The organism is Streptomyces yamdrokensis (assembly GCF_053890455.1).
This window is the reverse complement of the sequence record NZ_CM132679.1, coordinates 4,397,387-4,416,034: the sequence shown is the minus strand read 5'-3', so window position 1 is coordinate 4,416,034 and position 18,648 is coordinate 4,397,387. Positions and strand designations below refer to the sequence as shown.

Here is an 18,648-nt window from a genome sequence, read left to right as displayed (position 1 = left end):
GCCGGTCATGACCACCACCATCGGTGTGGAAGAGGAGTACATGCTGGTGGAACCGGTCACCGGCCGGTTGGCTCCACGTGCGGAGAAGGTGCGGGCCGCGGCCGGCGTGAAGCCGTTCGTCACCGCTCGGGAGATCCAGTCGGAGCTGTTGCAGGCGCAGATCGAAGTGGCCACCCCGGTGTGCGGCACGCTGGAGGAGGTCGGCGGACATCTGCTGCGTCTGCGGCACGCCGTGGCCGGGGCCGCGGAGGCACACGGCTGCCGGATCGTGGCGAGCGGCACGCCGCCGCTGCGCGAGGCACTGCCGGTGCCCGTCACCGACCAGGCCCGCTACCGGGCCCTCCAGCAGCAGGCCCCGCAGCTGGTGGCCGAGCAACTGGTCAACGGCATGCACGTCCACGTCTCCGTCCCCGGCCGGGACGTCGGCGTCCAGGTACTGAACCGGATCCGCGTCTGGCTGCCGCTCCTGACCGCCATGTCGGCGAACTCCCCCCTGTGGGAGGGCAACGACACCGGCTTCGCCAGCTGGCGCACCGTCGTCTTCGGCCGCTGGCCGGTCAGTGGCGTCCCGCCGCGCTTCGCCGACGACACGGATTACGACGCACGGGTACGCCGTCTGCTGACGGCCGGGGTGATCGGCGACACCGGCCAGCTGTACTGGCAGGCACGTCTGTCCGAGGACTACCCCACCGTCGAGATCCGCTGCCTCGACGTCCAGCTGCGCACGGACGACGCGGTGATGTTCGCCGGGCTGCTGCGCGCCCTGGTCGACACCGCCCTGCGCGAGACGGCCGACGGCGTCGAGGAACCGGATCCCGCTCCGGAACTGGTGGACGCGGCGATGTGGCAGGCCGCGCGCTACGGACTGAACGGTGAGCTGATCGATTCGCGCGGCCGGCGCCGGCGGGCGGGGGACGCCGTGTACGGACTTCTGGAGCATGTCGGCCCCGCCCTGGAGGAGACCGGCGACAGCCGCGAGGTGACCTCACTGGTCCACCGGCTGCTGCAGCAGGGCACGGGAGCGGACCGTCAGCGCCAGACGCTGGCCGAGAGCGGCCCCGACGCCCTCACGGCCATGATCATCGAGGCCAGCGGCATGCCCTGACCACCGGGAGCGGCGGCGACGGCGGTCGGTGGCACGGCGCCGGACAGCATGGGCGGGGTGACGGGACAGACCTCCGTCGGATGTCAGGCGTGCGCCGGACGACGTGTCAGGCGTGCGCCGGACGACGGGCGGCACGGACCGCCAGTGCGACGGCGCCCGCGGCCACCGCGGCTCCGGAGACCACCAGGGAGGCGCGGCGGGCGGCGGGGCCGCTGCCCGGCGTGAGGTCGCGCAGCCGGTCGAGGACGCTGAGGGGGACGCCTCGCAGGGCGTTGCCCGGCGGGCGCCGGGGGACTCCGGGATGGGGGCGGGTCGGGGCGGTTGCCCGTACCGCTTCCCACACGGCGCCGATGCGCCGCAACCGGCGATCGCCGAACGCGGCCCGCAGATGGGGCAGCAGCTCGTCCTCCTCATCACGGATGTCCTGGCGGATGAGCGTGAACGCCTGCTGGATCCACTGGGCTCGCCGGGGGTCGTCGGGCGACTTCTCGACCTGTGCGATCAGGTCGTTGATCGCCTGGTGCTCCTCTTCCACCCGGCCGGTGAGTTCCTCACCGTGGGGAGTCAGACGGCGCAGGACCGGCCACAGGACGGTCTCCTCCGCGAAGGCATGGCTGAACACCAGCTGGACGATGTCCTGCCACAGGTCGTCCGGCTCGTCATCCGCGGCGCCGCCGGCCGGCCAGCGGTTCATCATCGCGTCGAGCCGCGCGTGGTCCCGGCGCTGGCGCATCAGAATGCTGCCGCCGCCTCCGAGCGCGGCGGCATCCTGATGGGTGATCGAGACGGTCATGGTCGCTCCTGCCCCGCGGTGGTGTGCTCTGCGCCCGGACCGGTGCCGTCCACCAGCGGGGGTTCGACCCGTCCCCCGTCCCCGTGGGAACCGCTCATGTCGACTCCTGGTCGGTGCGTGGAGTCCGGGTCCCCACGAGGGGCGGTGTCCATCACCTCACTCCGTCCTTTCTGCCTCCTCTGCCCACGAGACTCCCCGCCGCCCCCGCCGGTGCGGCCCACGGGCGGCCCTCGCCGCGGTGCCGTTCGTCGGCCGCCGTCAGGGCACCTTGTCCGGGGACGGCGGGCTCGACCGGGCATCCACCCTCCGTGGCCGCCGAGGGTGCGTATGCCGTCCGATGGCGGGTAGCCGCCACCGAAGCGCCTGCTCGCGCTCCACTGGATCGCGCCGCAGCGTACGGACGGCTCCCCCCGACCGGCTCGGCGAGAGGAGTGGTGATGGCCGACAGATCCTCGGCAGCGCTGATGAGGCTGATGCAGGCGAGTCACACGGCCACCCTCGAACAGCTTCCGGAGATGATCGCCGAGCACGCGGACGGGGCCGGCCTGCGGGACACGGCCCTCTTCGTCGTGGATCTCCGCGAGACCCTGCTGCGCCAGATCACCGGCAAGGGGGTGGACGCCGGAGACGGCGGGCAGGAATTCACCGTCACCGGAAGCCTGCCCGGCCTGGCCTACCAGCGCGTGGACCTGCTCACCGAACAGGGCGGGGCGGATGACGGTTCACGGCACCGGTGGTGGGTGGCCGTCACCGACGGTGTGGAGCGCCTGGGGGTGCTGCGGGCCGACACCGACACCGACGACGAGCCCGTCCGTCGGACGCTGCGCGACTGGGCGTCGATGACTGCCCTGCTGCTGCTGAGCAAGCGTTCCTTCAGCGACTCCTACGCTCGTCTGGTGCGCACCGAGCCGATGAACGTGGCGGCCGAGATGCAGTGGAACCTCACCCCGCCGCCCGCCTACGCCGGTCATGACGTCACCGTGGGCGCGGTGATGGAACCCGCCTATCAGATGGGCGGTGACGCCTTCGACTACGCCGTGGCCGGCAGCACCCTCCATCTGGGCGTTTTCGACGCCATGGGCCACGACACCACCGCCGGGATCACCGCCAACGTCGCCGTGGCCGCCTGCCGCAACGCCCGGCGCCAGGGCGCATCGCTGACCGAGACCAGCCGGCGGGTGGAGGAGACCCTCCTCGAACAGTTCGGCGGCAGGCGCTACGTCACCGGCATCCTGGCCGACCTCGACATGGAGACCGGCGTGCTGACGTGGGTCAACCGTGGCCACCACCTGCCCATCCTGCTGCGCGGCAACCGGTGGACCACGGAGCTGGCCTGCCGGCCGGCCGGACCCATGGGTGCCGATCTGGGGCTGCCGGTGACCGAGTGCAGAGAGCAGCTGGAGCCCGGTGACCGCCTGCTGCTGTACACCGACGGCATCGTCGAAGCCCGTGACGCCCGGGGCAGGGAGTTCGGACGGGACCGGTTCATCGAGTTCATCCTCCGCCAGCACTCGGGCCGGCACACCCTGCACGAGACGCTGCGCCGGCTCATGGCGGCGGTGCTGGACCATCATCACGGCACGCTCGACGACGACGCCACCGTGCTTCTCACGGAGTGGCGTGGCGGTCACCAGCAGGAGCTGATCCCGTGAGGTGCCTGATCGTGAGGTACCTGCTGACGACGGCCACGAGCGGGCCGCACGCCGGTGTCGGCGGCCGGTGGAGCCGTCGATCCGCTCGCGGAGGATGCCGGCGTGGCCGGCGTGCCGGCCTGGCGACCGAGACCGGTCTCACGGCGAGCACGCTCTCGCGCCTCGAGAACGGAAGGCTCCGCCCCACTCTGGAGCAACTGCTGCCGTCGGCCCGGGCGCACGGCGTCCCGCTCGACGACCTGGTCGCGGCGCCGCTCACCGGCGACCCGCGCATCCACCTACGGCCCGTGCAGCGGAACGGGTTGACGGTGGTGCCGCTGACCAGGCGAGCCGGAGGCGTCCAGGCCTACAAGGTGGTCCACCCGCCCGCCGGCCGGTCGCCCACGACGAACCTGCAGACCCACGAGGGACACGAGTGGTTCTACGTCCTCAACGGGCACGTCCGGTTCGTGCTCGGCGAGCAGGATCTCCGGCTCGGCCCCGGCGAGGCCGCCGAGTTCGACACCCGCGTGCCGCACTGGATCGGCAGCGCCGACAGCAGGCCCGCGGAACTGCTCACCCTGTTCGGCCCTCAGGGCGAGCGCGCCCACCTGTCGCCGTCCGCGCACTGAGCACGCGGTCGTCGGGGAACCCGGTCAGCGGCCGAACACCTGGGTCCACGTCCAGTCGCTCGTGACCACGCCCACGCCCATCGTCGTGAGGGAGCAGTTGAGGATGTTCGCGCGGTGGCCCTCGGAGTTCATCCACGACTCCATGACGCTCTCGGCGGAGCTCTGGCCGCGGGCGATGTTCTCGGCCCCCGGGCTCGGGTGGCCCTGCGCGGTGACCCGGTCGACGAAACTGCTGCCGTTCTGACCGGTGTGGGAGAAGTAGTCGTTGGCGGACATGTCCTCGCTGTGCAGCTGGGCCGCCTTGTTCAGGCGGTCGTCGAGCGTCACCGGTGAGCAGCCCGCCCTGGACCGCTCGGTGTTGGTGAGGGACAGGACCTCGGCGGCGTTGCCGCCTCCCGGAGCGGCCGCGGGCGCGGACCCGGTGGTCGGTGCCGCCTGAGGGCGCGTCGTCGTCCTCTCGGGCTGCGCGGGGGCCGGGGCGGCGGACTTCGTACGGGACGTGCCGGCGCTCGGCGTGGGCGAGGACTTCGGCCCCCGCGACGCGTCCGGCGGGGCGGAGGCCGAGGACGAAGCGGAAGCGGAGGGCGGGGCCGGGGTGGAGGGTTTCGGCGACGAGGGATCCGATGCCGTGGCTTTCGGGGCGCCCGCCGAGGCCGACTGCACCTTGTCCGCTTCGCCGTCCGGCGTCAGGAGGGCCCACCCGGATATCGCACCGCCGGTGACCAGCAGCGCCGCGACCACGGCCGTGATGTTCCGGCTCCGCCGCCTTTGTGCGCGGCTCTGCGCGCGGCTGCCCGTGGGGCCGCCGGGCCGGCGGCCCGCACCGCGGTCCGTACGGCGCCGGCCCACCTCCACCGTCCCGAGGGCCCCGGCCTGGGAGCCGTCGGGCGCCGGGCCGCCCGTGCCCCCGTACGACTCCGTCGGCGCGTCCCCGTACGCCCCCGGTGCCTCTCCCGGCCCCGCCGCCGCGTGGCCCGCGAAGGACATCGGCGCCGCCTTCGCCGGCCCGGCGCCGAGAGCGGCGAGCAGGCCCGCCGCCACCGGCACCAGACCCAGCCCGACCAGCAGGCCCTCCGCCGGGACCAGCCCCGACTGGAAGCCCGCGCAGACCGTGCAGTCCCGGGCGTGGCGGGCGATGCGCTTGCGCCACAGGGCCGAGGGGACGCCGTCCCAGGCCGCGGTGATGTCGTCCAGCAGGACGCAGCGCGGCTGCGCGGACAACGCCCGTACCACCAGCCGGGCCGTCTCCAGCTGCGCCTTCATCCGCTGCACGCGCACCGCGGTGTGCTGCGGCGGCAGCTCCAGGGCGGCGGCGACCTCCGCCCGGGTCAGCTCGCCCGCCGCCTCCAGCCACCACAGCGACAGCAGCGCCTGGTCGTCGGGGTCCAGCCAGCGGGTGGCCTCTGCGGCCTCGCGCCGCTGGCCCTCCAGGCCGAGCCGCAGGATCGTCAGGTCCACGAAGTCGGCACCGGGATCGGCGACGTCGTGCGCGTCGTGCAGGCCCGAACAGACCTGCCCCGAAAGGCTGTTGTTCTCGCTGCGCCAGTGGTGGCGTATCTGGTTCATGGTGATGGCGACCAGCCAGGAGCGGAAGCGCCCGGGGTCCTTCAGCGAGCCGAGGGAGCCGAGGGCGCGGAGCATGGTCTCCTGCACCACGTCCTCGACGTCGGGGTGCCCGTTCACAGCACGGCCCACGATGTTGTAGACCAACGGGAGGTAGGCGGCGACGAGTTCGTCCTGGGCCCGCATGTCGCCGCGCCGTGCCGCCTCGACCGTCTCCCCGCCGGGTTCGCTGCTCGATGACACGCTCGTCCACGCTCCTTCTCGGTCCTGGCCCGTACTGCCCTGTCACAGGAGGAGAGCCGTCACCGGGGGCCGGATAACAAAAAGCGCGGGAGTCGTTCCGTACGCACGAGCCGTACGCACGAGTCCCCACGTACGTACGTGCGTTCGGTCACCGCGGGGCGAGTGTGGCACAGGGCTCCGCGCGTGGCTGTGAGCGCCGTCACCGTCCGCCGCGCGGGCACACAGGCGGAGGCGGGGACCCGGTCACCGGCCCGGTTCGCCGGCGTCGGGATGCGGCAGCGGGCCGCCGCCCACGGTGAAGCCGATCACCGTGCCGCCGCCGGGCCGGCGGACGGCGTACGGGGCGCCCCCGTGGGCCAGGGCCACCTCGCGGACGATGGAGAGGCCGAGACCCGAACCGGGGAGGGAGCGGGCGTCGGCGGCGCGGAAGAAGCGGTCGAAGACGCGGATCAGGTCGCCCGCGGCGATGCCGGGCCCCCGGTCGCGGACCTCCACCCGTACCGTGCCCGGCCGCGCGGGCCCCGCGACGGTGATGTCGATGGGCGCCGTGCCGTCCCGGTCGAACTTGACGGCGTTCTCGACCAGGTTGGACACCGCCCTCGTCAGCATCCCGGGCCGTCCGTCGGTCGTGGTGTCGCCGCTCGCGTGGACGGTGATCTCGCGGCCGCCCCGGCGCCGGGCCAGTTCGGCCACGTCCCGGGCGATGACGGCGAGGTCGACCCGGCACGGCGGTTCGGTGTCGGACTGGCCCGCGGCGAGCTCGACGAGTTCGTTGACCAGGTCGGTCAGCTCACGGGCCTCCTGCGTGAGGTCGGCGACGAGTTCCTCACGGGCGTCGGGCAGGAGCTCATCGATACGGCGCAGCAGGGAGATATTGGTCCGCAGCGAGGTGAGCGGCGTACGCAGTTCGTGGCCCGCGTCCTGGACGAGCCGGCGCTGGTCGTCCTCGGACTGGGCGAGCCGGCCGAGCATCCGGTCGAAGGCGCGGCCGAGCCGCCCCACCTCGTCGTGACCGGCGACGGGCACCTGGATGCCGAGCCTGCGGGTGCGGGCGACGTCCTCGGCGGCGGTGGTGAGGACGACCAGGCGGCGGGTGATCCGCCGGGCCAGCCACCAGCCGAACAGACCGGCCGCGACCACCACCGCCACCATCAGGACGAGCGTGCGCCGCTGGAGGGTCCGCAACAGGTCCTCGATGTCGCTGAACTCCTGCGCGACCTGCACCGCGCCCCGGCCGTCGCCCAGCGCGACGGTCGCGACGCGGTAGACGTCGTCGCCGACGTCGACGTCCGCGTGCACGGCCACCCGCCCGGCGACGGCGGCGCCCGCGACCGCGCGGTCCGCGGCGACCACCGGCAGCCCCGGGTCGCCCGGGTCGACGATCCGGCCGTCCGGCCCGAGGACCTGGACGTCCGTCCGGGCGGGCCGTACCAGGTCGTGGCCGGGGGCGGCGGAGGAGAAGTCGACCGGCGACATCCGGTTCGCCCGGACCGCGCCCCTCAGGTCCTCCACGACCTCGTCGAACACCATCTGCTGGTCCACCCGCAGCAGCCGGGCTGCGGCGCTGTACGACAGGAGGCCCACCAGGACGGTGATCGTGGCCGTCACCGCGGCGAACGCCACCGCGAACTTGGTGCCGAGCGACAGCAGCCGCAGCCGGCGCCGCCCGGCCGGAGTGCGCGAGGTGCGTGGGGTGCGCCAGGTGCGCGGGGTGCGCGAGGTACCCGGGGCATCGGAGGTGCCGCGTGCCACTCAGTCCTCCCGCAGCACGTAACCCACCCCGCGCACCGTGTGGATCAGCTGCGGCGCGCCGGGCTCGTCGAGTTTGCGGCGCAGGTAGCCGACGTAGACGGCGAGGTTCTTGGAACCGGGGCCGAAGTCGTAGCCCCAGATGCGGTCGTAGATGGTGGAGTGGTCGAGGACGACGCCCGCGTTGCGCAGCAGCAGTTCCAGCAGCTCGAACTCGGTGCGGGTCAGCTCCAGCTCCCGCCGGCCCCGCCAGGCCCGGCGCGCCCGCGGGTCCATGCGCAGCCCGGCCGCCTCGACGAAGCGCCCCGCCGCGGGGGCGTCCGGCCGCCCGCCCGGTACCTCGGGTGCCCCCGGCGGCGTACCGGGGGAGCGCGTCTCCTCGGCCGGCGGCCCGACGGGTACGGGCGCGACGGGCGGCACCCGGCGCAGCAGGGCGCGCAGCCGGGCGAAGACCTCCTCGACGTCGAACGGCTTGACGACGTAGTCGTCGGCGCCCGCGTCCAGCCCCTCGATCCGGTCGGCGGTCTCCACCAGCGCCGTCAGTATCAGTACGGGGGTGCGGTCGCCCTCGGCGCGCAGCACCCGGCACACCTGGAGCCCGTCGAGGCCGGGCATCATCACGTCGAGCACGAGGACGTCGGGCCGGCTGCGGTGGACCTGCGCCAGCGCCTCGACTCCGTCGGCGACCGCGGTGACCCGGTAACCCTCCAGGGTCAGGGCGCGCTCGAGGGCGTTGCGGATGGCACGGTCGTCCTCGGCGAGCAGCACGGTGGGGGTGTGGGGCGCGGTAGGGGGCACGGGGCCAGTCTGCCAAGCACCGCCGCGCCCCGGCGAACGGCCGGCGGCCCGCCGACCGCCTTCCCGCTTCTTGCCGCGGTCCGGCTTCCCGCCCCGGTCCGTGGAAGACCGCCGGGAGTTTCGTGCCGGGCGCGCCGGGCACGTTCGGTGCCCCCGCGCCGCGCTCAGCCCGCCGACCGCAGCGCGGCCAGCTGCTCCTCGAACGGCACCACGTTGCGCGCGTCGAACGTGTCACCGGCCGCGCCCCCGTGCGGGGCACCGATCGCGCCGTCGCCCGTACCACCGCCCGTACCGCTGTCCCCGCCACCGTCCGTACCGCCGGAGGCGGCCGACAGCGCGCCCGTCAGTGCGGCCAGCTCACCTCCCGCCCGCTCGATCCGGGCGTCCAGGCCCTTGTCGCCCCAGTCCTGGGACGCGGCGTACACCCCCGTGGGGACGACGACCGCGCGCAGGTGGGCGAAGAGGGGCCGCAGGGCGTGCTCCAGCACCAGCGAGTGCCGGGGCGTGCCCCCGGTCGCGGCGATCAGCACCGGCTTGCCGGCCAGCGCCCGGCGGTCCCGTACGCCGAGCACGTCGAAGAACGACTTGAACAGCCCGCTGTACGACGCCGAGAACACCGGCGTGACCACGATCAGCCCGTCCGCCCCGGTCACCGCGTCCATCGCGTCGGCGAGCGCCGGCGCGGGGAAGCCGCTGGTGAAGTTGTGGGCGATGTCGACCGCGAGGTCCCGCAGCTCGATCACCCGCGCGTCCTTCGGGGCCTGCCCGGTGGCCGCGGCGGCCAGCCGTTCCCCGAGCAGCCGGGTGGACGACGGCATGCTCAGCCCGGCCGACACGACGACGACGCTCATACCGTGCTCACCTTCCGGCCGGCCAGCAGCGCGGAGTGGGTCGGCGCGTCGGGCACGTCGGCCGGACGGCCCTTCGCGAACTCCTCGCGCAGCACCGGCACCACTTCCCCGCCGAGCAGGTCGAGCTGCTCGAGCACGGTCTTCAGCGGCAGCCCCGCGTGGTCCATGAGGAACAGCTGGCGCTGGTAGTCGCCCGCGTAGTCACGGAAGGACAGCGTCTTCTCGATGACCTCCTGCGGGGAGCCCACGGTCAGCGGGGTCTGCCGGGTGAACTCCTCCAGCGAGGGCCCGTGCCCGTAGACGGGGGCGACGTCGAAGTACGGACGGAACTCGCGCACCGCGTCCTGCGAGTTCTTCCGCATGAACACCTGGCCGCCGAGGCCGACGACGGCCTGCTCGGGCGTTCCGTGCCCGTAGTGCGCGTACCGGGCGCGGTACAGCTCGATCATCCGCTTGGTGTGGTCGGCGGGCCAGAAGATGTTGTTGTGGAAGAAGCCGTCGCCGTAGTAGGCCGCCTGCTCGGCGATCTCGGGCGAGCGGATCGACCCGTGCCAGACGAACGGCGGTACGTCGTCCAGCGGGCGGGGCGTGGAGGTGAAGCCCTGCAGCGGGGTGCGGAACCTGCCCTCCCAGTCGACGACGTCCTCGCGCCACAGGCGGCGCAGCAGGGCGTAGTTCTCGATGGCGAGGTTGATGCCCTCGCGGATGTCCTGGCCGAACCAGGGGTAGACCGGCCCGGTGTTGCCGCGCCCCATCATCACGTCCACCCGGCCGTCGGCCAGGTGCTGGAGCATGGCGAAGTCCTCGGCGATCTTCACCGGGTCGTTGGTGGTGATGAGGGTGGTCGAGGTGGAGAGGACCAGCCTCTCCGTGCGCGCGGCGATGTAGCCGAGCATGGTCGTCGGCGAGGACGGCACGAACGGCGGGTTGTGGTGCTCGCCGGTGGCGAACACGTCCAGGCCCACTTCTTCGGCCTTCAGCGCGATGGCGACCATGGCCTTGATCCGCTCGCGCTCGGTGGGGGTACGCCCCGTCGTGGGGTCGGGCGTGACGTCGCCGACGCTGAAGATCCCGAACTGCATGACCGCTCACCCTCCAGATTGTTCATGGTTCAACTACATCGGTGAACGGGTCCCCCGCCCCCGTTATTCCGAAATCCGCGTGCGAAGCTGCCCGCATGCTGATCGCCCGCTCCGCCGCGCTGTTCGTCCTCGCCGCGATCCTGGAGATCGGGGGCGCCTGGCTGGTCTGGCAGGGCGTACGGGACAACCGCGGCTGGATGTGGGCGGCCGGCGGTGTCCTCGCCCTCGGCGCCTACGGCTTCGTCGCGACCTTCCAGCCCGACGCGCACTTCGGCCGCGTCCTCGCCGCGTACGGGGGGATCTTCGTCGCCGGTTCGCTCCTGTGGGGCGCGGTCGCCGACGGTTACCGCCCGGACCGCTGGGACATCGCGGGCGCGCTGATCTGCCTGGCCGGGATGGCCGTGATCATGTGGGCCCCGCGCAACGGCTGACCGGCCGGGCGGACGAGAGGCCCGACCGCGGCCGGCCGGGGCCGGACCCCGGGCGGGCGAAAGGGCCCGGGCGCCCGCGCATATCCTGGCCGGGCCCGGTACCGCAGCCACCCGCACGGAGGAGCCCCATGGCCGCCGCAACACCGTCCGCAGCGTCGCGCATCGCCGTCGTCACCGGCGCGAGCAGCGGGATCGGGGCCGCCACGGCACGCGGCCTCGCCGAGGCCGGTTACCGCGTCGTCCTCACCGCCCGCCGCAAGGACCGGATCGAGGCGCTCGCCGAGGAGCTGAACGCGGCGGGCCACGCGGCGACCGCGTACCCGCTCGACGTCACCGACCGCGCGGCCGTCGACGAGTTCGCCACCGCGTTCAGGAGCGTCGGCGTCCTGGTCAACAACGCCGGCGGGGCGCTGGGCGCCGACCCGGTCGCGACCGGCGACCCCGAGGACTGGCGCCGGATGTACGAGACGAACGTCATCGGCACCCTGCACCTCACCCAGGCCCTGCTGCCCAAGCTGGAGGCGAGCGGTGACGGCACGGTCGTCGTCGTGTCCTCGACGGCCGGGCACGCCACCTACGAGGGCGGCGCCGGCTATGCCGCCGCCAAGCACGGCGCCCACGTCCTCACCGAGACCCTGCGCCTCGAGATCGTCGGCCGGCCCGTCCGCGTCATCGAGATCGCGCCCGGCATGGTGAGGACCGACGAGTTCGCCCTCACCCGCTTCGGCGGCGACGAGGCGAAGGCCGCCAAGGTGTACGAGGGCGTCGCCGAGCCCCTCACCGCGGCGGACGTCGCCGACACCATCACCTGGGCGGTGACCCGCCCGAGCCACGTCAACATCGACCTGCTGGTCGTCCGCCCCCGCGCCCAGGCGTCGAACAGCAAGGTCCACCGGGAGCACTGACGGTCGGGTCCGGCCGGACCCGACCGGACCCGACCGGACCCGCTCAGCCCTTCACGCAGACGACCTGCTTCAGCTTCGCGACGACCTCCACGAGGTCCCGCTGCTGGTCGATGACCTGCTCGATCGGCTTGTACGCGCCCGGGATCTCGTCCACGACACCGGAGTCCTTGCGGCACTCCACGCCCCGCGTCTGCTCCTCCAGGTCCTTGGTCGAGAAACGCCGCTTCGCCGCGTTGCGGCTCATGCGGCGGCCGGCCCCGTGGGACGCCGAGTTGAAGGAGGCGGCGTTCCCGAGGCCCTTGACGATGTACGAACCCGTGCCCATGGAGCCCGGGATGATCCCGAACTCGCCGGAGCCCGCGCGGATCGCCCCCTTGCGGGTGACGAGCAGGTCCATGCCGTCGTAGCGCTCCTCGGCCACGTAGTTGTGGTGCGCGCTGATCTCCGTCTCGAAGGTCGGCTTCGCCTTCTTGAACTCCTTGCGGACGACGTCCTTCAGCAACGCCATCATGATCGAACGGTTCCGCTTCGCGTACTCCTGCGCCCAGAACAGGTCGTTCCGGTACGCCGCCATCTGCGGGGTGTCCGCCACGAAGACGGCGAGGTCACGGTCGACCAGGCCCTGGTTGTGCGGAAGCTCCCGAGCCACGCCGATGTGGTGCTCGGCGAGTTCCTTGCCGATGTTCCGGGAACCGGAGTGCAGCATCAGCCAGACCGAACCGGTCGTGTCCGTGCAGATTTCGACGAAATGATTGCCGCCGCCGAGCGTTCCCATCTGCTTTCCGGCCCTCTCGTGGCGGAACTTGACCGCTTCCGCCACGCCGTCGAAGCGTCCCCAGAAGTCGTCCCAGCCGCCGGTCGCGAAACCGTGCAGGCGGCCCGGGTCCACGGGGGTGTCGTGCATCCCGCGCCCGACCGGGATCACCTGCTCGACCTTCGAGCGCAGCCGGGACAGGTCGCCCGGCAGGTCGTTCGCCGTCAGGGACGTCCTGACCGCCGACATTCCGCAGCCGATGTCGACCCCCACCGCCGCCGGGCACACCGCGCCCCGCATCGCGATGACCGACCCGACCGTCGCACCCTTGCCGTAGTGCACGTCCGGCATCACGGCGAGGCCCTTGATCCAGGGCAGGGTCGCCACGTTCCGCAACTGCTGGAGGGCGACCTCCTCCACCGACGCCGGGTCCGTCCACATGCGGATCGGCACCTTCGCGCCCGGCATTTCCACGTACGACATGTTTTCCTCATTCCCCCGAAAAGCAACAGAAGTGTGAAAGCGCAAAAACCGATGCCAGGGTCGACGAAAGGGACTTCGGACCGGCGTTCACGGCGGTACGTGCGATACACATTGTCTGCCGGGGGTGCCCCCGTGCGGCAAACGATTAACCAGCGGGGACACTGGTAGACCCGGCGGGCCGAGGCCCGCGCCCACCGTCGAGAGGAGCCCGGCCGTGCAGCGGAGGGCCTACGTACCCGGCGTCGCCGCGCTCCTCGCGGCCCTGCTGGCCGGATGCACCGGCAGTTCGGGCGACGGGAGCCAGTCGGACAACTCCAACCCGGGCAGCGCCGGTACGGCGTCGCAGGCGGCCCAGCCCGGCAGGTACGCCACGCTTCCGGAGCCCTGCGGCGCGGTCGGCGCCGAGACGCTCGGCCAACTCCTGCCCGGCATCGGGGAGATGGCCGACGAGGCCCAGCGGACGAAGGCGTACGAGGGCGAGCCGACGCTCACCTACGACACCGACCGCAAGGTGGGCTGCGGCTGGAAGGTGGAGTCGGCCGACGCGACCAACCGTCTGGTGATCGACTTCGAGCGGGTCGTCTCCTACGACAACGCCGTCAGCGACGACAGCCAGGCCGGGGAGCTCTTCGCGACGAAGCAGGAGGCGGCCGACCTTCCGGAGCCGACGGCCACCGGGTCCGGTTCCGCGGGCACGGACGACGACGGCGCCGTCGAGGAGGGCGGCGCGTCCGCCGGCCCGGACGCGTCCGGGTCCCCTTCGACCGACGCCTCCGACTCCCCCGATCCCTCCGGTTCTTCCGACTCCGGCTCCCCGTCGTCCACCGGGACGTCCGAGACCTCCGGCTCCCCGTCGCCGGCCGTCCCGCCCGCCGACCTCCAGCCCCGTCTCCTGAACGGGTTCGGCGACGAGGCCTTCATCGACGACGAGCTGAGCAGCTCCGGATCGACCGTCAAACAGCTCACGGTGACTGTGGCGTTCCGCACGTCCAACGTGATCGTGACGATCGAGTACACGGAGCAGCCGACGACCGCCGGCGCCGTCCCGGACAGCGAGGAAATGCAGGACAGGGCGCGGAAACTGGCGTCCCTGCTGGCCGATTCGCTGGGTGGCTGAGCCTCGCGCATACCTCCTTCACGGCCCTGCGCAGAGCATCCGAAGGAAGACCGCACGGATGACTCACCGCGTACCGTGACCCCTCGGCCCCCGTTTTGACCGCAGGGAACACCAGCGTCATGAGTGAAGGAACCATGCAACGACGAGCACAGCGAGCGAAGCGCCTCCACCGCGTCCTTGCCGGCGCGACGGCCGTCCCGGCGATGCTGATCGTCGCGGGCTGCTCCTCGGACTCCGGCTCCGACGACGGCAAGGACAAGGCCGCCGACAGCTCGGCGTCGGCGTCCGCGAGCCCGTCCCCGACGGTGCGGGCGGCGGTGTACAAGGACCTGCCGGACGCGTGCGACGTCCTGTCCGGGAAGACCCTGGACGACCTCGTCCCGAAGGCCAAGTCGGGCAAGGAGAGCCAGTCCGACGACATCTCGACGCGGGCCGGCTGCTCCTGGGACAGTCTCGCCAACAACGGTGTGGACGGTTCGCAGTTCCGCTGGCTGAGCGTGTCGATGCTGCGTTTCGAGTCGGACACCACGCGTGGCGCGGGCGACGAACTGGCCAAGGAGTACTACGACAAGCAGGTCGAGGACGTCCAGGCCGCCGAGGGGGCCAAGGGCACGAAGGCGGAGCCGGTCACGGGCACCGGCGACGAGGCGACGGCCGTGCGCTACGACCTGAAGAAGAAGGAAGGCACCTTCAAGCAGCAGACGGTCGTGACCCGCGTCGAGAACGTGGTCATCACCCTCGACTACAACGGGGCGGGTCTCGCCGGCGACAAGACGCCGAGCGCCGACGACCTGATGAAGGACGCGCAGAAGGCGGCGAAGGAAGCGGTGACGACCGTGACCGGATCCAAGGACGGCAAGGACGGCAAGGACGGCAAGGACGGCAAGGACGAGGGCGGGTCCGGCTCCGGCTCCGGGTCCGGCGGGAGCGCTTCGCCGTCGGAGCCGGCGTCCTCCCCGGCGCCGTCCGGGGACTGAGGCCGGGCGGCCACGGCGACGTGCGCGAAGACGCGTGGTGAAGCTCCGATACGGAACCGGCCACTCGTCCTCCGCACACATGTGCCACTCTGTTGCCCGCAACAACGCGCTTGAGGAGGGGAGTACGGGTGGCAGCGCCCATTCAGCTGACACGGACGCACCGGATTCTCATCGGCGTGGTCGTCGCCGGAGCCGTGGTCATCGCCGGCATCGGCTTCGCGGGGTCGTACGCGGCCGTCCGCGAACTGGCCCTGCAGAAGGGTTTCGGCAACTTCAGCTACGTGTTCCCGATCGGTATCGACGCGGGCATCTGCGTCCTGCTGGCCCTGGATCTGCTGCTGACCTGGATCCGCATCCCCTTCCCTCTGCTGCGTCAGACGGCGTGGCTGCTGACGGCGGCGACGATCGCCTTCAACGGCGCGGCGGCCTGGCCGGATCCGCTCGGCGTGGGTATGCACAGTGTGATCCCCATCCTGTTCGTGGTGTCCGTGGAGGCGGCCCGGCACGCGGTCGGCCGGATCGCCGACATCACCGCGGACAAGCACATGGAGGGCGTGCGCCTCACCCGGTGGCTGCTCTCGCCGATACCCACGTTCCTGCTGTGGCGGCGGATGAAGCTGTGGGAACTGCGTTCCTACGACCAGGTCATCAAGCTGGAGCAGGAACGTCTCGTCTACCAGGCCCGCATGCGCTCCCGCTTCGGCCGGGGCTGGCGCCGCAAGGCCCCGGTGGAGTCCCTGATGCCGCTGCGCCTGGCCAAGTTCGGCGTCCCCCTCGCGGAGACGGCACCGGCGGGTCTGGCGGCGGCCGGCATCGAACCGGCGCTGATCCCGCCGGCCCCCGAGCACCGGGCCGGCGTGGACGGTCCGGCCGCCGGGGCACCGGCGCTCTCCCTGCGGAAGGCGGCACCCTCCGCCGAGCAGCGCCCCGAGCTGACGGGCGGCCCCGGCGACCGCGGCCACCACGACGCCTTCGATGACGAGGGCGACGGCGGCGCGTACGACGAGGCCCACCGCGACGCACAGGCCCCCCAGGCCTTCCGCGACCCTCGCGATGCCCGCGCCGCCCGCCGTCCCCGGGACGTACCGGACGCGGAGGCCGTGCCCCCGTACGAGCAGCAGCAGCCCGACCCGGACCAGAACCTGTGGCTGCAGGCCCGGGACCCGCAGTCCGTCGAGTACCACGGCGGCTACGACCCCACCTACGATCCCGCCGACGACCCGCAGTACGCCGCGTGGGTGGCGGAGCAGGAGCGGGCCGACCAGTACCGCGGGCAGTTCGAGGAGGCACCCCCGGTGCGGGAGCCGTCCCCGGAGGACACCGGCACCTTTCCCATCCCGGTGGGCCCCGGCCGCACCCGTGAGCTGGGCGAGGGCGGCGGCACTCCGGAGCCCCCGGCCCCGGACGACGACGGCTACTACCAGGTCTTCAAGCAGTCGATAAGCGGCAGCGGCTACCCGACTCCGCGCGAGTTCGGCGACAACGTCCGGGCGACGTACGGCCACTCCCTGCTGGACGCCGAGGCCAAGCGGATGGTCCTCGACTTCCAGAACCGCCACTCCGCCGAGCTGGAGGAAGACCACATCGCGTGACCCGCACCGCGCGGAGGTACGCATGTGTATCGCATACGAGAAATCGCGTACGAGGAGGGGCGCCCGGTGTTCGCCGGGCGCCCCTCCTCGTACGCGTCGATAACTCGCTCAGTCCCCGAGCAGCCGCCGCACCCGCTCCTGCCCCACCGCGAGCAGCAGGGTGGGCAGGCGCGGGCCCGTGTCCCGCCCGACCAGCAGGTGGTAGAGCAGCGCGAAGAACGACCGCTGCGCGGTCTTGATCTCCGCGGGCAGTTCCTTGGGCGTGGCGTCGGCGGGGAAGCCCGCCTGGACCTTGGGGACGCCGTAGACGTGGTGGGTGAGCCCGTCCAGGGACCAGTGGTCGGCGAGTCCGTCGAGCAGCAGCCGCAGGGACTGGCGGCCCTGTTCGTCGAGGGACTTCAGCAGCGCCTCGTCCGGCTCCGTACGCACGATGGTGCGCTGGTCGGCCGGGACGTGGAGGGTGATCCACGCCTCGGCCTTGTCGTAGCGGGGCCGGGCCTCGTCGAGCGAGGCGAGCGGGTGGGCGGGGTCGAAGTCGCTGAGGATGCGCAGCGCCTGGTCCGTGTGCCCGCCGGTGATGTCGGCGACGGAGGCCAGGGTGCGGTACGGCAGCGGCCGGGGCGTGGTGGGCAGCGCGCCGCCCGCCGTGCCCACCGCGCGGGAGTGCGCGGCGATGTCGCCGGGCAGGGCGGTGCCCTCGGAGACCTTGGCGTCGAGCCGGTCCCACTCGTCGTAGAGGCGCTGGATCTCCTGGTCGAAGGCGACCTTGAAGGACTGGTTGGGGCGGCGGCGGGCGTACAGCCAGCGCAGCAGCTGGGGTTCCATGATCTTCAGCGCGTCGGCGGGCGTGGGCACGCCGCCGCGTGAGGACGACATCTTGGCCATGCCGCTGATGCCGACGAAGGCGTACATGGGGCCGATCGGCTGCTTGCCGCCGAAGATGCCGACGATCTGCCCGCCGACCTGGAACGACGACCCGGGCGAGGAGTGGTCGACCCCGCTCGGCTCGAAGATCACGCCCTCGTACGCCCAGCGCATCGGCCAGTCGACCTTCCAGACCAGCTTGCCGCGGTTGAACTCGCTCAGCCGGACCGTCTCGGAGAAGCCGCAGGCGGTGCAGGCGTAGGTCAGCTCGGTGCTGTCGTCGTCGTAGACGGTGACGGTGGTGAGGTCCTTCTCGCAGTTGCCGCAGTACGGCTTGTACGGGAAGTAGCCGGCGGAGCCGTCGGAGCCGTCGTCCTCGGCGGCGGCTCCGGAGCCCTCCGCCGCCTCCAGCTCGGCCTCGTCGACCGCCTTCTGCTGCTGCTTCTTCGCCGGGGCCTTCCTGGTGCGGTACTGGTCGAGGATCGCGTCGATGTCGCCGCGGTGCCGGATGGCGTGCAGGATCTGCTCGCGGTAGGCACCGGAGGTGTACTGCTCCGTCTGGCTGATGCCGTCGAACTCCACGCCCAGCTCGGCGAGCGAGGCGACCATGGCGGCCCTGAAGTGCTCGGCCCAGCTCGGGTGCGGGGAGCCCTTGGGGGCCGGGACCGAGGTGAGCGGCTTGCCGATGTGCTCGGCCCACGTCTCGTCGACGCCCTCGACACCGGCCGGGACCTTGCGGTACCGGTCGTAGTCGTCCCAGGAGATCAGGTGCCGGACCTGGTGGCCGCGGCGGCGGATCTCGTCGGCGACCAGGTGCGGGGTCATGACCTCGCGGAGGTTGCCCAGGTGGATGGGGCCCGACGGGGACAGCCCGGACGCGACGACCACAGGTTTGCCCGGGGCCCGACGCTCCGACTCCTCGATGACCTCGTCCGCGAAACGGGAGACCCAGTCGGTGGTCTCGGTGCTCTGAGCCACGATCGGCACGTCCTTCTTTCTGCTCGGGCAGCCGGTACGGTCGCACGGCTGACCTTTCCATTCTCCCAGCCCGGACCGCATCCGCGAAAACCGCTTTTCA

16 protein-coding genes are annotated in these 18,648 nt (G+C 72.4%); 8 read left to right on the top strand and 8 right to left on the bottom strand.

Features of this window, described 5'->3' with window-relative positions; all coding sequences use genetic code 11:
- Window positions 1–7 precede the first annotated feature (7 nt).
- Complete coding sequence (locus tag ACWZEH_RS19650) at window positions 8–1,105, top strand: carboxylate-amine ligase (RefSeq protein WP_456192469.1); 1,098 nt, start codon at window positions 8–10, stop codon at window positions 1,103–1,105.
- A gap of 106 nt (window positions 1,106–1,211) precedes the next feature.
- Here the strand turns inward: ACWZEH_RS19650 and ACWZEH_RS19645 are convergent, their stop codons facing one another.
- Window positions 1,212–1,898, bottom strand: a complete 687-nt coding sequence (locus ACWZEH_RS19645; protein ID WP_456192468.1) for a hemerythrin domain-containing protein — start codon at window positions 1,896–1,898, stop codon at window positions 1,212–1,214.
- Between the two features lie 437 nt (window positions 1,899–2,335).
- Between ACWZEH_RS19645 and ACWZEH_RS19640 the strand changes: the two genes are divergently transcribed.
- On the top strand, window positions 2,336–3,550 hold the full coding sequence (locus tag ACWZEH_RS19640; RefSeq protein WP_456192467.1) for a PP2C family protein-serine/threonine phosphatase: 1,215 nt from the start codon (window positions 2,336–2,338) through the stop codon (window positions 3,548–3,550).
- An 11-nt stretch (window positions 3,551–3,561) separates the two neighbouring features.
- A complete protein-coding gene (locus ACWZEH_RS19635) occupies window positions 3,562–4,161 on the top strand; it encodes a helix-turn-helix domain-containing protein (RefSeq protein WP_456192466.1) in 600 nt (199 codons plus the stop codon).
- A 24-nt stretch (window positions 4,162–4,185) separates the two neighbouring features.
- Here the strand turns inward: ACWZEH_RS19635 and ACWZEH_RS19630 are convergent, their stop codons facing one another.
- The 5 genes from ACWZEH_RS19630 to ACWZEH_RS19610 all read right to left on the bottom strand — a co-directional run bounded on the left by ACWZEH_RS19630 (window position 4,186) and on the right by ACWZEH_RS19610 (window position 10,447).
- Entirely contained in the window at window positions 4,186–5,910 is a 1,725-nt protein-coding gene (locus tag ACWZEH_RS19630; protein ID WP_456199703.1) for a sigma-70 family RNA polymerase sigma factor, read from the bottom strand.
- Window positions 5,911–6,210: 300 nt separating this feature from the next.
- Window positions 6,211–7,623 (bottom strand): HAMP domain-containing sensor histidine kinase, encoded by a 1,413-nt coding sequence (locus ACWZEH_RS19625; protein WP_456199701.1) that lies wholly within the window; start codon window positions 7,621–7,623, stop codon window positions 6,211–6,213.
- 96 nt (window positions 7,624–7,719) lie between these two features.
- Window positions 7,720–8,484 (bottom strand): response regulator transcription factor, encoded by a 765-nt coding sequence (locus ACWZEH_RS19620; protein ID WP_456199699.1) that lies wholly within the window; start codon window positions 8,482–8,484, stop codon window positions 7,720–7,722.
- Window positions 8,485–8,678: 194 nt separating this feature from the next.
- The gene (locus ACWZEH_RS19615) at window positions 8,679–9,365 is read right to left on the bottom strand and encodes a CE1759 family FMN reductase (protein ID WP_456192465.1); all 687 of its coding nucleotides are present in this window, start codon (window positions 9,363–9,365) and stop codon (window positions 8,679–8,681) included.
- Entirely contained in the window at window positions 9,362–10,447 is a 1,086-nt protein-coding gene (locus tag ACWZEH_RS19610; protein WP_456192464.1) for an LLM class flavin-dependent oxidoreductase, read from the bottom strand. Before ACWZEH_RS19610 ends, ACWZEH_RS19615 begins: the two co-directional genes overlap by 4 nt.
- Window positions 10,448–10,542: 95 nt before the next feature.
- Between ACWZEH_RS19610 and ACWZEH_RS19605 the strand changes: the two genes are divergently transcribed.
- Together ACWZEH_RS19605 and ACWZEH_RS19600 are read left to right on the top strand one after the other, a co-directional pair.
- The gene (locus ACWZEH_RS19605; RefSeq protein WP_055573912.1) at window positions 10,543–10,878 is read left to right on the top strand and encodes a YnfA family protein; all 336 of its coding nucleotides are present in this window, start codon (window positions 10,543–10,545) and stop codon (window positions 10,876–10,878) included.
- A 128-nt stretch (window positions 10,879–11,006) separates the two neighbouring features.
- Complete coding sequence (locus ACWZEH_RS19600; RefSeq protein WP_456192463.1) at window positions 11,007–11,783, top strand: SDR family NAD(P)-dependent oxidoreductase; 777 nt, start codon at window positions 11,007–11,009, stop codon at window positions 11,781–11,783.
- Window positions 11,784–11,826: 43 nt separating this feature from the next.
- Here the strand turns inward: ACWZEH_RS19600 and ACWZEH_RS19595 are convergent, their stop codons facing one another.
- A complete protein-coding gene (locus ACWZEH_RS19595) occupies window positions 11,827–13,020 on the bottom strand; it encodes an RtcB family protein (RefSeq protein ID WP_456192462.1) in 1,194 nt (397 codons plus the stop codon).
- Window positions 13,021–13,234: 214 nt separating this feature from the next.
- On the opposite strand from ACWZEH_RS19595, the gene ACWZEH_RS19590 reads away from it, so the two are divergent.
- From ACWZEH_RS19590 to ACWZEH_RS19580, 3 genes are all read left to right on the top strand, one after another.
- The gene (locus ACWZEH_RS19590) at window positions 13,235–14,137 is read left to right on the top strand and encodes a DUF3558 domain-containing protein (RefSeq protein WP_456192461.1); all 903 of its coding nucleotides are present in this window, start codon (window positions 13,235–13,237) and stop codon (window positions 14,135–14,137) included.
- A gap of 119 nt (window positions 14,138–14,256) precedes the next feature.
- The gene (locus ACWZEH_RS19585; RefSeq protein WP_456192460.1) at window positions 14,257–15,114 is read left to right on the top strand and encodes a DUF3558 family protein; all 858 of its coding nucleotides are present in this window, start codon (window positions 14,257–14,259) and stop codon (window positions 15,112–15,114) included.
- A gap of 128 nt (window positions 15,115–15,242) precedes the next feature.
- On the top strand, window positions 15,243–16,706 hold the full coding sequence (locus tag ACWZEH_RS19580; RefSeq protein WP_456192459.1) for a DUF2637 domain-containing protein: 1,464 nt from the start codon (window positions 15,243–15,245) through the stop codon (window positions 16,704–16,706).
- A 108-nt stretch (window positions 16,707–16,814) separates the two neighbouring features.
- Here the strand turns inward: ACWZEH_RS19580 and lysS are convergent, their stop codons facing one another.
- Window positions 16,815–18,557 carry a lysine--tRNA ligase gene (gene lysS, locus ACWZEH_RS19575; RefSeq protein ID WP_456192458.1) on the bottom strand — a complete coding sequence of 581 codons (1,743 nt, stop codon included), beginning with the start codon at window positions 18,555–18,557 and terminating at the stop codon, window positions 16,815–16,817.
- Window positions 18,558–18,648: the final 91 nt, after the last annotated feature.

Bases quoted from the DNA above. Each gene is read 5' to 3' on its own strand.
- ACWZEH_RS19600 (WP_456192463.1), top strand. From the start codon at position 11,007: ATGGCCGCCGCAACACCGTCCGCAGCGTCGCGCATCGCCGTCGTCACC.
- ACWZEH_RS19640 (WP_456192467.1), top strand. From the start codon at position 2,336: ATGGCCGACAGATCCTCGGCAGCGCTGATGAGGCTGATGCAGGCGAGT.
- ACWZEH_RS19585 (WP_456192460.1), top strand. From the start codon at position 14,257: ATGAGTGAAGGAACCATGCAACGACGAGCACAGCGAGCGAAGCGCCTC.
- ACWZEH_RS19605 (WP_055573912.1), top strand. From the start codon at position 10,543: ATGCTGATCGCCCGCTCCGCCGCGCTGTTCGTCCTCGCCGCGATCCTG.
- ACWZEH_RS19630 (WP_456199703.1), bottom strand. From the start codon at position 5,910: ATGCGGGCCCAGGACGAACTCGTCGCCGCCTACCTCCCGTTGGTCTAC.
- ACWZEH_RS19595 (WP_456192462.1), bottom strand. From the start codon at position 13,020: ATGTCGTACGTGGAAATGCCGGGCGCGAAGGTGCCGATCCGCATGTGG.
- ACWZEH_RS19610 (WP_456192464.1), bottom strand. From the start codon at position 10,447: ATGCAGTTCGGGATCTTCAGCGTCGGCGACGTCACGCCCGACCCCACG.
- ACWZEH_RS19645 (WP_456192468.1), bottom strand. From the start codon at position 1,898: ATGACCGTCTCGATCACCCATCAGGATGCCGCCGCGCTCGGAGGCGGC.
- ACWZEH_RS19650 (WP_456192469.1), top strand. From the start codon at position 8: ATGACCACCACCATCGGTGTGGAAGAGGAGTACATGCTGGTGGAACCG.
- ACWZEH_RS19615 (WP_456192465.1), bottom strand. From the start codon at position 9,365: ATGAGCGTCGTCGTCGTGTCGGCCGGGCTGAGCATGCCGTCGTCCACC.